12 protein-coding genes are annotated in these 12,124 nt (G+C 51.0%); 6 read left to right on the top strand and 6 right to left on the bottom strand.

Annotated elements, in window-relative coordinates; all coding sequences use genetic code 11:
• Positions 1–37: 37 nt before the first annotated feature.
• The 6 genes from sucD to BKD14_RS00560 all read right to left on the bottom strand — a co-directional run bounded on the left by sucD (position 38) and on the right by BKD14_RS00560 (position 5,940).
• Positions 38–940: a succinate--CoA ligase subunit alpha gene (gene sucD / locus BKD14_RS00585; protein ID WP_022712276.1), complete on the bottom strand. Its 903-nt coding sequence runs from the start codon at positions 938–940 to the stop codon at positions 38–40.
• 3 nt (positions 941–943) lie between these two features.
• Positions 944–2,140, bottom strand: coding sequence for an ADP-forming succinate--CoA ligase subunit beta (gene sucC / locus BKD14_RS00580; protein WP_022712277.1), 1,197 nt, complete (start codon positions 2,138–2,140; stop codon positions 944–946).
• A gap of 1 nt (position 2,141) precedes the next feature.
• Positions 2,142–2,708, bottom strand: coding sequence for a hypothetical protein (locus tag BKD14_RS00575; RefSeq protein ID WP_075653900.1), 567 nt, complete (start codon positions 2,706–2,708; stop codon positions 2,142–2,144).
• Positions 2,709–2,714: 6 nt separating this feature from the next.
• On the bottom strand, positions 2,715–3,677 hold the full coding sequence (gene mdh / locus BKD14_RS00570; protein ID WP_022712278.1) for a malate dehydrogenase: 963 nt from the start codon (positions 3,675–3,677) through the stop codon (positions 2,715–2,717).
• Positions 3,678–4,116: 439 nt separating this feature from the next.
• A complete protein-coding gene (gene zapE / locus BKD14_RS00565; RefSeq protein ID WP_075654704.1) occupies positions 4,117–5,301 on the bottom strand; it encodes a cell division protein ZapE in 1,185 nt (394 codons plus the stop codon).
• A gap of 96 nt (positions 5,302–5,397) precedes the next feature.
• Positions 5,398–5,940 (bottom strand): protease inhibitor Inh/omp19 family protein, encoded by a 543-nt coding sequence (locus tag BKD14_RS00560; protein ID WP_028233952.1) that lies wholly within the window; start codon positions 5,938–5,940, stop codon positions 5,398–5,400.
• 568 nt (positions 5,941–6,508) lie between these two features.
• Here BKD14_RS00560 and dapF point away from each other — a divergent pair.
• From dapF to BKD14_RS19490, 6 genes are read left to right on the top strand one after another with little or no spacing between them, the layout of a single operon-like run.
• A complete protein-coding gene (gene dapF / locus BKD14_RS00555) occupies positions 6,509–7,393 on the top strand; it encodes a diaminopimelate epimerase (RefSeq protein WP_075654703.1) in 885 nt (294 codons plus the stop codon).
• A 2-nt stretch (positions 7,394–7,395) separates the two neighbouring features.
• A complete protein-coding gene (mtaB, locus tag BKD14_RS00550) occupies positions 7,396–8,676 on the top strand; it encodes a tRNA (N(6)-L-threonylcarbamoyladenosine(37)-C(2))-methylthiotransferase MtaB (protein WP_022712283.1) in 1,281 nt (426 codons plus the stop codon).
• 31 nt (positions 8,677–8,707) lie between these two features.
• The gene (ftsY, locus tag BKD14_RS00545) at positions 8,708–10,135 is read left to right on the top strand and encodes a signal recognition particle-docking protein FtsY (protein WP_075653899.1); all 1,428 of its coding nucleotides are present in this window, start codon (positions 8,708–8,710) and stop codon (positions 10,133–10,135) included.
• A complete protein-coding gene (locus BKD14_RS00540) occupies positions 10,132–10,806 on the top strand; it encodes a septation protein A (protein ID WP_075653898.1) in 675 nt (224 codons plus the stop codon). The genes ftsY and BKD14_RS00540 overlap by 4 nt, the downstream gene beginning before the upstream one ends.
• Before the next feature lie 15 nt (positions 10,807–10,821).
• Complete coding sequence (gene gloB, locus BKD14_RS00535; protein ID WP_075653897.1) at positions 10,822–11,586, top strand: hydroxyacylglutathione hydrolase; 765 nt, start codon at positions 10,822–10,824, stop codon at positions 11,584–11,586.
• A 28-nt stretch (positions 11,587–11,614) separates the two neighbouring features.
• Positions 11,615–12,118, top strand: coding sequence for a hypothetical protein (locus BKD14_RS19490; protein WP_022712287.1), 504 nt, complete (start codon positions 11,615–11,617; stop codon positions 12,116–12,118).
• Positions 12,119–12,124: the final 6 nt, after the last annotated feature.

The raw sequence follows: 12,124 nt of genomic DNA, 5'->3' as shown, positions 1-12,124 counted from the left end.
AAGGGATTACCCCCCTGAGAACCTCAGCCTAAGGGCATTAGCCCTTGAGAACTTCAACAAGAGTCTTGCCGAGCTGTGCAGGAGATGGGGAAACGCGGATACCGGCTTCTTCCATAGCTGCAATCTTGTCTTCAGCGCCGCCCTTGCCGCCGGAGATAACAGCACCGGCATGACCCATGGTGCGGCCTTCCGGAGCAGTACGACCGGCGATAAAGCCAACCATTGGCTTCTTACGGCCGCGCTTGGCTTCGTCTTTGAGGAACTGAGCTGCTTCTTCTTCAGCCGAACCACCGATTTCACCGATCATAACGATCGATTTGGTGTTGTCGTCAGCGAGGAACATTTCCAGCACGTCGATGAATTCTGTGCCTTTAACCGGATCGCCGCCGATACCGACAGCAGTGGTCTGGCCGAGACCTTCATTGGAGGTCTGGAACACAGCTTCGTAAGTCAGTGTACCGGAACGGGAAACAACGCCGACCGAACCTTTTTTGAAGATGTTGCCCGGCATAATGCCGATTTTGCATTCTTCAGGGGTCAGGATGCCCGGGCAGTTAGGGCCGAGCAGGCGTGATTTTGAACGTTCCAGACGTTCTTTCACGCGTACCATGTCCATAACCGGAATACCTTCGGTGATGCAGACGATGAAGCCGACTTCAGCTTCGATTGCTTCGATGATGGCATCAGCTGCACCTGCAGGCGGAACGTAGATTACGGATGCATCTGCACCGGTACGTTCTTTAGCTTCAGCAACAGTTGCAAAAATCGGCAGGTTTTCGCCCTTGGAGCCTGTCCAGGTTTCGCCGCCCTTTTTAGGGTGGATACCGCCGACCATCTGGGTGCCGTAATAGGCAAGAGCCTGTTCAGTGTGGAAAGTACCTGTCTTACCGGTCAGACCCTGAACGAGAATCTTGGTGTCCTTGTTTACAAGAATAGACATGGATTAATTTCCCTTCACTGCAGCAACGATTTTCTGCGCTGCATCGTCGAGATCGTCAGCTGAAATAACATTCAGGCCGCTCTCGTTGATGATTTTCTTGCCGAGCTCAACATTGGTGCCTTCGAGACGAACAACCAGAGGAACTTTAAGGCCAACTTCTTTAACAGCAGCGATCACGCCTTCAGCGATAACGTCGCATTTCATGATGCCGCCGAAGATGTTCACGAGAATACCTTCAACAGCCGGATCAGCAGTGATGATCTTGAATGCAGCTGTTACTTTTTCTTTGGTAGCGCCGCCGCCAACATCGAGGAAGTTTGCCGGTTCTGCACCGTAAAGCTTGATGATGTCCATGGTTGCCATAGCAAGACCGGCACCATTGACCATGCAGCCGATATTACCGTCGAGGGCAACATAGGCCAGATCATGCTTGGAAGCTTCGATTTCTTTTTCGTCTTCTTCCGACAGATCGCGCAGTTCCTGAATGTCAGGATGACGGAACAGAGCATTGCCGTCGAAGGATACTTTGGCATCCAGCACGCGTACACGACCATTGGTCATGACGATCAGCGGGTTGATCTCCAGAAGGCTCATGTCTTTTTCAACAAAAGCTTTGTAGAGGATCGGGAACAGCTTCAGAGCGTCTTCACGGGCTTCGCCTTCGAGCTTCAGAGCATCGGCAAGCTTGGCATTGTCTTCATCGGTCACGCCTTTGGCAGGATCGATTGCAACATTGATGATCTTTTCCGGTGTTTCTTCCGCAACAGCTTCGATGTCCATACCGCCTTCGGTGGAAACAACGAAAGCCGGACGGCCGACGGAGCGGTCGATCAGCAGGGAGAGATACAGTTCGCGGTCGATGTCCGCACCATCTTCGATGTAAAGACGGTTTACCTGCTTACCGGCAGGACCGGTCTGCTTGGTCACCAGAGTGTTGCCGAGCATTTCTTTAACGTTCGCAACAACTTCTTCGATGGATTTGGCAAGACGCACGCCGCCTTTAGCATCGGCTGGCAGTTCTTTGAACTTACCTTTACCGCGGCCGCCGGCATGGATCTGGCTCTTGACCACATAAAGCGGGCCAGGAAGGGTCTTTGCCCATTCTTCAGCCTGTTCAGCGGAGTAAACAGCCACGCCGTTGGCAATCGGTGCGCCGTAGGAGTGGAGCAGGCGCTTAGCCTGATATTCGTGAATATTCATCTTATTGAGTTTCCTTTAGAAGCTTTTCCATATCATCGAGTACGTAAACTTGATGAATATTAATATTGGTAAGCCCTTTATTGCTCAGCCCAATGTCTTTCCTCATAGCCAATAAAATGTCACCTACATGCAGTAAAATAGTATTGGATGATGCGTTGGAGTTTAATCTCCAACGACCAATGGAAAGAACAACTTCAGGTGAACCATAAGCTAGTACACCTTTCATGAGTTCATATAGGGAATCTTGTAACTCTTGGGATTCTGCGTAAGGTGTTGTTGGATTTTTATTCTTAGTCTCTTTTAATATGCGAAAAACGATATCAAAAAAAATCGAATAAATTTCTGTTTTTTTCTCTCTATGAGCTTCTTGGCGTGATTTCTCACGTTCTTTCCAATACGCAAAAATTAAAGAGATTAACGCAACAAATCCTGCAATTATTGATGAAGCAAGTGCTTTATCTAAGCCCAAAAAAGAACGGAACAACCAATTAATGATATACCATCCTGCTATCATTAAGACAGCTAGAATGAGTAATCCAAAAATTGTTTGTCCGATCTTTTTTTTCATAGGCAATTATTTCAGATTTGGTGCAATCGCGATGCAGGCGTCGCAAAGACCCTGAACTGCAGCAACTGATTTCTCAAATGCGGCCTGTTCTTCTTTGTCGAGCTGGATTTCGATAACCTGTTCAACGCCGTTCGCACCGATAATGGTCGGTACGCCGACATACATGTCTTTCACGCCGTACTGGCCGGTCAGCTGAGCTGCAACAGGCAGAACGCGGCGCTTATCCTTGAGGTAGGATTCAGCCATCTGGATAGCGGAAGAAGCCGGTGCATAATAAGCAGAACCGGTTTTCAGCAGGCCGACGATTTCAGCACCGCCGTCACGGGTGCGCTGAATGATCTTGTCGAGCTTGTCCTGTGTGGTCCAGCCCATTTTGACCAGATCCGGCAGAGGAATACCGGCAACAGTCGAATAGCGGCTGGAAGGAACCATAGTATCGCCGTGACCGCCGAGAACGAATGCGGTGACGTCTTCAACGGAAACGTTGAATTCTTCAGCGAGGAAGTAGCGGAAACGGGCGCTATCAAGCACGCCAGCCATACCGACAACTTTGTTTGCCGGCAGACCGGAGAATTTCTGGAGAGCCCAAACCATCGCATCAAGCGGGTTGGTGATGCAGATTACGAAAGCATCAGGGGCGTATTTGGCAATACCGGCGCCGACCTGTTCCATGACTTTCAGATTGATGCCCAGCAGGTCATCGCGGCTCATGCCCGGCTTGCGCGGTACACCGGCGGTAACGATAACAACATCTGCGCCTTCGATGGCGGCATAGTCATTGGCACCGGTGAACTTGGCATCGAAACCGTCAACCGGTGAGGATTCCGCGATATCGAGGCCTTTGCCCTGCGGGATACCTTCGGCGATATCGAACAACACAATGTCACCGAGCTCTTTGAGACCGGCCATATGGGCGAGCGTTCCGCCGATCATGCCTGAACCGATGAGAGCAATCTTATTGCGAGCCATGCTGGTTACTTCCCTGATCTAAAATCTAACTAAAACAGCTTTACCTCTGCTTGAGCTTTCCGATCGGTTACGCCCGCAGAGGCCATTACGCTGTATGGTCGATATGCCCGTTTTCAAAATAACTCAACTAATAATTTTGTATTTAAAGATTTCAATCGTTTAGCTAAATATGTTCTTACGTAAACGTAAGTCGTTTTTGACAAAAGCCGAAGTTTTTCCTGTTTCATATCATGAAATCAGGGAAAGGAATTTTACCGGAATTTTTGTCCGCTTACAGCTGATTTTTGTTTGTTCAGAATGGCTTACAGTCAGCCCGATTGCGGAATGCTTATTTGATGAATCATAAGTGCTCTTATGATTCCCCTGACTGGCATAAATTAGGCCATGATCGTCACAAAATAGTGACGATCAGAGAATTGGCCTGTGTTTCACCTGTTACTCAGGCTGTTGCCCGTATTGCAGCTGATTCATTTGTCTCAAATGCTTCAAGATATTCCGCACTCTGCATCTCAAAAAGACGCGATGCGGTACGGTCAAATTCAAAAGCTTCTGTGCCGCTGGAGGCACTATAGAGTTTGTCGGGTGTCGCTGCGGCAGAGATGATAACACGGGCGCGCTGGTCGTAAAGTGTATCCACCAGCAGAATGAAACGTTTGGCTTCATTTCTCTTGGCAAGATCCAGCACCGGTACATGATCGATAAACATAGTGCGGAAACGCGCCATGATCGCCAGATAATCAGCAGCAGCCAGCGGTTTGGCGCAGAGTTCATCAAAAGTCACACGCACGGCTTTGCCGACAGTGCGGTTCAGATGAATGCTGCGGCCTTTGACCTTGATAACCTCTGCCGTCTCAAGCCCGCCTTCCGTCAGAATATGCCATGCCTCGTCCATTCTGGCATCTGTTTTGAGCCCGAGCGGTGTGAGATAGACCGGCTGGCGATCGAGCTTTTCAAGCCGGTAATCCGTGCGCGAATCCAGATTGATCACATCAACACGGGTTTTGAGAATGCTGACAAAAGGCAGGAACAGCTGACGGTTGAGACCATTCGGATAGAGATTATCCGGTGCCACATTGGATGTGGCAACCAGCACCACGCCACGCTCGAACAGCGCTGAGAACAAACGCGACAGGATCATCGCATCGGCAATATCTGTGACGGTAAATTCATCAAAACACAGAACCCATGCCTGTTTTTCCAGTGCTTCAGCAACCGGCGGGATCGGGTCTTCCTGTTTGGTTTCACCTTTTTTGAAAGCCTGACGGTGAGCATGAATACGCTCATGAACATCAGCCATGAAATCATTGAAATGTGCGCGGCGTTTGCGTTCAACCGGCAGCAATTCAAAGAACATATCCATCAGCATGGTCTTGCCGCGGCCGACTTCACCGTGGATATACAGACCCTTGATCGGCTCAGCCACTTTTTTGGATTTGCCGAACAGCCAGCCCAAAGCACTGGATTTGCGGGAAAGGCGTTTGCTGCAAATTGCATCAATCAGAGCATCAAAGCGCTTTGCCAGAATTTGCTGCTGCGGGTCTGCTTCAATATCTCCGGCCATGGCCAGAGAGTCGTAGCGTTCTGACACGGACGGATAGGCTTTCAGCGTTTCATTGAAAGACATGACAACCTCATTCGGGCTCATTCAGGCGCTGTTCTATAAATGAAAAGCCGCAGATTGTGTCTGCAGCTTTTATAATTCTATAATGTCAGCAAGTTTTTAGCGGGACAGGCTGATCGGCTGGCCACCGGAAGTCTGACCGTCAAAGCGGCCGTCAGCAGACGAATAGAGAGAAGCTACTGTGCCGCCATTTGCATCATAGAGAACCAGCTGCTTGCCGTTGACGGACCATGAGGACAGATTGGCGAGTTCACCCGGGCAACGCAGCGGACCCGCGCGGTAACCCTGACCGAATTTGGTCTGCGGGGTGGCAACTTTACAGCTCTGACCGGCAAGCGATGCATTCCACACACCGGCAACTTTGCCCGGTGTCAGGTCTACGGACGATGCAGGCGGCAGGCTGGCAACCTGTGTATTGCCCTGCGGCTGTGAATTCATATCATTCGGATTGGCCGGAAACTGCGATGCGTTCACATCATTCAGCGAGCCGGACTGAACCGATGTCGTCGGAGCAGGGCGCAAAGGAGCAGGCTGTGCCTGCGGGGGAGTGTTGCTGGCCATATTGTCAAAACGCGAACTCTGGCAACCGGCGAGAATGGTGGCAGCTGCAAGTCCGAGCAGGCCAATCTTAGAAACTCCCATACCCATCTCCTTGATAGTGTGGTTTCCGAAGCGGAATCTTTGAAACAGTTCCGTCCTCAGGTCAATATTGAGGCAAAATCCGCTGCACTTTAGACCATTTTGTAATCAAAAGGAATCATTGAACAAAAGGGAAATAAGTAGGATTGCACGATTTTACGGCTTCAGCCTTGTTTTAATCTGACAGGTTATGGCCTGACAATGTGAAAGCCTGTCTGGCAGCAAAATTTGAGCAGATTATGTTTTAAAGATAAACATATTTTACCGGCAGGCCAAGGCGTGATCGGTCTTCTACGGCAGATTCAGGCAAAAACGCATCACTGCTTTTCGAATCATTGGCACATATACTGGCAATTTGAGAGAAGTTCCGCCATATAGGCCTGTAAATGTATATCCGGAGTGCCTTGCGCAAAGTGTGAAGCGCTTTCAGGATGTGCTTTCAGGCAAAATCTCCGGATGCTGCCTGTTCCTCGTATCTCTGCGAACCGAATTTTGTCGATGTTCCGCATTAAGGCTGCTGATATGCCGTAACCGGAATATATCTTATAATTGTGAAACTATGTCTGTAGCTATGTCAGTTGATGCTGCTTTTGCCAAAATGAATGGCCTTGGCAATAAAATTATTGTGGCGGATATGCGCGGCCGGAGTGACCGGATCACGCCTGATGCCGCACGCGCACTGAATGCTGATACTGCGACCGGTTTTGACCAGATCATGGCGATCCATGATCCGAAAACGGCGGGTACGGATTATTATATCCGCATTATCAATTGCGATGGCAGTGAAGCGCAGGCTTGCGGCAATGGCACACGCTGTGTGGTGCAGGCACTTGCTGCGGAAACCGGCAAATCGCAATTTGCCTTTGAGACACTGGCAGGACTATTGCTGGCCGAGGAACTGCCGGACGGCCAGATCCGTGTGGATATGGGCAAGCCGCGTTTCGAATGGCAGGCTATTCCGCTTGCAGAAGAATTTCGTGATACCCGCATGATCGAATTGCAGATCGGACCGATTGATGCGCCGGTGCTGCATTCGCCGTCTGTGGCTTCGATGGGCAATCCCCATGCCATTTTCTGGGTCGATAAGGATGTCTGGTCCTATGAGCTGGATAAGTTCGGCCCATTGCTGGAAAATCATCCGATCTTTCCGGAAAAGGCAAATATTTCAATCGCGCAAGTCACGGGCAAAGACGAGCTGACCATCCGCACCTGGGAGCGTGGTGTTGGTCTGACGCGGGCTTGCGGCTCTGCTGCTTGCGCTGCCGGTGTATCGGCAGCGCGCACACGTCGTACGGGGCGCAATGTAAAAGTCATTGTGCCGGGCGGGCCGTTGCAGATCGACTGGCGCGATGATGATCATGTTTTAATGACGGGACCGGCTGAATGGGAGTTTTCGGGGCAGTTTGATCCGGCAACAGGTCTTTGGACAAAAGACACAACAGCGGAAGGTGCCTGATTATGGCGGTTGAGGTTGTAACATTCGGCTGCCGGCTGAATACTTATGAATCCGAAGTGATGAAACGCGAGGCTGATGAGGCCGGTCTCGGTACATTGGAAAACGGCGCGATTATTTTCAACACCTGTGCGGTAACGGCGGAAGCGGTGCGTCAGGCACGCCAAGCCATTCGTAAAGCACGTCGGGATAATCCGGAAGCCCGTATTATCGTGACCGGTTGTGCAGCGCAGACCGGTGCCGATGATTTTGCGGCGATGGACGAGGTTGATCTGGTTCTCGGCAATGAAGAAAAACTGAAATCCAATTCTTATCGCATGTTGCCGGACTTTGGTGTGAACCAGTTCGAGAAGGTGCGCGTCAACGATATTATGGAAGTGCGCGAAACCGCCAGCCATATGGTGGATGCGATTGAAGGCCGTGCCCGTGCTTTTGTACAGGTGCAAAATGGCTGCGATCATCGCTGTACTTTCTGCATTATTCCCTATGGCCGTGGTAATTCCCGCTCTGTCCCGATGGGCGGTGTGGTTGAACAGGTCAAGAGACTGGTCGGCAACGGCTATGCCGAAGTGGTGCTGACCGGCGTGGACATGACCTCCTACGGGCCTGATCTGCCGGGCAATTTACGTCTCGGCAAACTTGTGAAAACCGTTTTGGCGCAGGTACCGGATTTGCAGCGTCTGCGTCTGTCTTCCATCGATTCGATTGAGGCGGATGAAGACCTGATGGAAGCGCTGGCTAATGAAAAACGCCTGATGCCGCATCTGCATCTCTCATTGCAGTCAGGGGATAATATGATCCTCAAGCGGATGAAACGTCGCCATTTGCGTGATGACTCCATCCGGTTTTGCGAAGATGTGCGTAAACTGCGTCCGGATGCGGTGTTTGGTGCGGATATTATCGCCGGTTTCCCGACCGAGACGGAAGAGATGTTCCAGAATTCTATCCGTATTGTCGAAGAATGCGGTCTCAGCCATTTGCATGTTTTCCCATACAGCCCGCGTGAAGGCACACCTGCCGCACGCATGCCGCAATTGCGTCGTGAGGTGATTAAGGAACGGGCTGCCCGTCTGCGTGTTGCCGGTGATGCGGCTTATCGCCTGCATTTGGAAAGCCTCAAAGGCACTGTGCAGAATATTCTGGTAGAACGTGATGGCTTAGGCCGGACTGAAGGCTTTACACTGACTGGACTGGATACACAGGATCTGACAGCAGGACAGATTGTCAGCCGCGTGATCTCCGGTCATGATGGGGACAAGCTGCTGGCTGTTCCGCAAAATATCTGATCATCATTCGAAAATAAGAAGCGCTGTATTCATGGCTATGGGTTTTATAAAAAAGATTTTTTCTTTCGGCAAAAAGGAAGAGGTATCTTCCGCTCCGTCAGAGGAAGTCCAGTCGCCTTTAGCGGAAGAGGGCGCACCGGTTGCAGCAGAGCACACGCATGTTGAACCGCATCATGAGACTGTGCTGGAAAAGATCGAAGACCTGCTTTCCCAGCCGGTTATCGCTGATCCGGCGACGATTGAACTGAAACCGGTTTATGATACGCCGGAGCCGGATGAGACTATTGACGAAGAAAAGCCGCAGGCGGAAGAGCCGCCTCACGAGACTTTTCTGGAAAAGGTTGAGGAATTGCTTTCCCAACCGGTGATTGCCGATCCGGCAACCATTGAGCTGACACCGGTCTATCCTGAAACCGAGCCTGAAATTACCGAAGTTGATGCGGAAGTTGTCCCTGCGCCAAAACCGGTAAAAGTGACTGTCAGCAAAGCGGTTGAAGCAAAACAGGAACCGGTAGTCGTTGAAGCCGAACCGGAAAAGAAACTGTCATGGTTTGAGCGGCTGCGCAGCGGCCTGTCGCGCTCTTCACAGCAGTTGGGCGACTCCATCGGCGGTATTTTCACCAAGCGTAAACTGGATGAAGACACACTTCAGGAACTGGAAGATGTGCTGATTCAGGCTGATCTTGGTCTGGAAACCGCAATGCGCATCACAGACAGCCTGTCTTCCGGCCGTTACGGCAAAGATATTTCGACCGATGAAGTGCGCCGCATTATGCGCTCCGAGATTGAAAAAGTGCTGGTGCCCGTGGCAAAGCCTCTGGAACTTGACCTGTCGCACAAGCCGCATGTCATTCTTGTGGTTGGTGTGAATGGTACCGGTAAAACCACAACAATCGGCAAGCTGGCGGCAAAACTGACCGCAGGCGGATTGAAAGTGATGCTGGCAGCAGGTGATACATTCCGTGCCGCAGCGATTGAGCAATTGCATATCTGGGGCGAGCGTACCGGTTCACCGGTTGTGTCATCCAAGCTTGGTGCCGATGCTGCCGGTCTGGCATATGACGCATGGCAGCAGGCCAAAGATGCCGGCAGCGACGTGCTGATTATTGATACGGCAGGGCGCTTGCAGAACAAAGCCGAACTGATGGATGAGCTTGCTAAAATTGTGCGCGTGCTTGGTAAACATGATCCAGAAGCGCCGCATACAGTGTTGCAGACGCTGGATGCTACCACCGGTCAGAATGCGCTTAATCAGGTTGAAATTTTCAAAAATATTGCCGGTGTGAACGGCTTGGTGATGACCAAGCTCGACGGTTCCGCACGCGGCGGTATTCTGGTGGCGATTGCCGCCAAACATAAATTGCCGGTCTATTTTGTTGGTGTCGGTGAGCAGATTGATGATCTTGAACCGTTTACGGCGCAGGATTTTGCAGGAGCGATTGCAGGAGAAGCACGATGAACGATCATATTTTTGAGCGCGATCCGTCTGACCCGCAACGCAAGGAAGTGCCGCCGCTGTTAAAGCTGGCACTGGAACTCGGGCCTTTGCTGGTGTTCTTTTTTGCCAATTCGCGCGGTGAGTGGCTGGTTGAGCGTTTTCCGGTTCTGGCACAGATCGGTCAGCCGATTTTCATTGCAACAGCCTTGTTTATGGCCGCTACTGTGATTGCGCTGGTTGTATCATGGATCATGACACGCAGCCTGCCGATCATGCCGCTGGTTTCGGGTATTGTGGTGCTGGTTTTCGGCGCGCTGACCCTGTGGCTGCACAATGATACTTTCATAAAAATGAAACCAACCATTGTTAACAGCCTGTTCGGTGCGATTCTGCTGGGCGGTCTGCTGTTTGGCAAAGCTTTGCTCGGCTATGTCTTCGATCAGGCTTTCAAGCTGGATGCCGAAGGCTGGCGTAAGCTGACATTGCGCTGGGGTTTGTTTTTCTTCGTGCTGGCTGTGATTAATGAAGTTGTATGGCGGAATTTCCCTACCGATACATGGGTCACATTCAAAGTGTGGGGCGTCATGCCGCTGACCATTGCTTTTACAATGTTCCAGCTGCCATTGATTAAAAAACATTCTCTGGTGCCGTGGGGCGCAGAAGATGACACCGCATCAGTGAATAAAAAATAAGCGGGAGCGAAACGGATGGCTCGTCTTGAAATTGAACAGTTCTATTGTCGCGAAGATAATTTCGGCGTTCTGATTCATGATCCGGAAACGGGGCTGACAGCATCGATTGATGCGCCGGAAGAACTGGCAATCCGTTCGGCTTTGGCGCGTCGCGGCTGGAAGCTCGATTATATTTTTACGACCCATCATCATCTCGATCATGTCGATGCGAATGAAGCATTGAAACGCATCTATGGTGCGCAGATCACAGGACCCGCAGCGGAAAAGATTCCGGGTGCGGATCGTGGCGTGAAAGACGGCGACAAGTTTCAGTTCGGCTCGTTTGAAGTGCAGGTGATTTCTACACCCGGTCATACGGCCGGAGAGGTGAGCTATTATCTGCCGCAGGCAAAAGTTGCTTTTACAGGCGATACATTATTTGCGCTGGGTTGCGGCCGCCTTTTTGAAGGCACGCCGGCAGATATGTATGCATCGCTGCAAAAGCTGGCTTTGCTGCCGGTTGATACAAAAGTCTATTGCGGGCACGAATATACGCTGAATAATCTGCGTTTTGCGCTGGATGTTGACGGTACCAATCCGGCATTGAAAGAGCGCGGTCGTGAGATTGAGCGGCTGCGGGCGGAAGGTCTGCCGACCCTGCCAACCAGTATCGGGTTGGAAATGGCCACCAATCCGTTCTTGCGCGTGCATGACAGTGCAGTGCGCAAACAGCTTGGGATGGAAGATGCCAGCGAGTTGCAGGTTTTTGCGGAACTGCGTAAACGCAAAGATCATTTTTGACAAAAGCCGTTTGAGGCAAAGGTATAGTATGGTTTGTCTGTTCCGCCGTCCGGCTGTTACAATTATTGCCGGTTCTTTTCTCGCAGCGGGTTTTTTCGCTGTTATGCCTTTGACCGGTCATGCGGCATTTGCGCAGAGCTTTTCGGAAGTGGCCAAACCGGAAGTGCCGGCGGAAGTGAATAATTATCCGCTTGATGAGAAGTTTCTGACCAAGATGGAAGCCGCACAGGCCGAGCTCAACACGATGGATATGTCCGGCAGCGGTGATGATGAGGCCGGAACCGGCGATCATTCACCAAAGGCGCTGGCTGCCCGCATTGAAAAGCAGCCGAAAGTGATGGCTGTGCTCGAAAAGCACGGCCTGACCGCGCAGGATTATATTTACGGCTATTTCGCTCTGGTCAGCAGTGTAAGCGCTGTGGAATCTGAAAATGAAGAACAGCTTGTTGATGAATTAAAAGGCATCAATCCGGCTCATATAACTTTCGGCAAACAATATATTGACCGTATCCATAAGCTGTTGGGCGAATAATTGACC

Origin of the sequence: Pseudochrobactrum sp. B5, from assembly GCF_001939785.1 — a bacterium.
Lineage (GTDB): Bacteria > Pseudomonadota > Alphaproteobacteria > Rhizobiales > Rhizobiaceae > Pseudochrobactrum > Pseudochrobactrum saccharolyticum.
The sequence above is the reverse complement of the archived record's forward strand: the minus strand, read 5'-3'. Positions and strand labels throughout refer to the sequence as shown.

Bases quoted from the DNA above. Each gene is read 5' to 3' on its own strand.
- BKD14_RS00540 (WP_075653898.1), top strand. From the start codon at position 10,132: ATGAACGATCATATTTTTGAGCGCGATCCGTCTGACCCGCAACGCAAG.
- sucC (WP_022712277.1), bottom strand. From the start codon at position 2,140: ATGAATATTCACGAATATCAGGCTAAGCGCCTGCTCCACTCCTACGGC.
- BKD14_RS00560 (WP_028233952.1), bottom strand. From the start codon at position 5,940: ATGGGAGTTTCTAAGATTGGCCTGCTCGGACTTGCAGCTGCCACCATT.
- mtaB (WP_022712283.1), top strand. From the start codon at position 7,396: ATGGCGGTTGAGGTTGTAACATTCGGCTGCCGGCTGAATACTTATGAA.
- mdh (WP_022712278.1), bottom strand. From the start codon at position 3,677: ATGGCTCGCAATAAGATTGCTCTCATCGGTTCAGGCATGATCGGCGGA.
- gloB (WP_075653897.1), top strand. From the start codon at position 10,822: ATGGCTCGTCTTGAAATTGAACAGTTCTATTGTCGCGAAGATAATTTC.
- sucD (WP_022712276.1), bottom strand. From the start codon at position 940: ATGTCTATTCTTGTAAACAAGGACACCAAGATTCTCGTTCAGGGTCTG.
- BKD14_RS19490 (WP_022712287.1), top strand. From the start codon at position 11,615: ATGGTTTGTCTGTTCCGCCGTCCGGCTGTTACAATTATTGCCGGTTCT.
- zapE (WP_075654704.1), bottom strand. From the start codon at position 5,301: ATGTCTTTCAATGAAACGCTGAAAGCCTATCCGTCCGTGTCAGAACGC.
- ftsY (WP_075653899.1), top strand. From the start codon at position 8,708: ATGGCTATGGGTTTTATAAAAAAGATTTTTTCTTTCGGCAAAAAGGAA.
- dapF (WP_075654703.1), top strand. From the start codon at position 6,509: ATGTCAGTTGATGCTGCTTTTGCCAAAATGAATGGCCTTGGCAATAAA.
- BKD14_RS00575 (WP_075653900.1), bottom strand. From the start codon at position 2,708: ATGAAAAAAAAGATCGGACAAACAATTTTTGGATTACTCATTCTAGCT.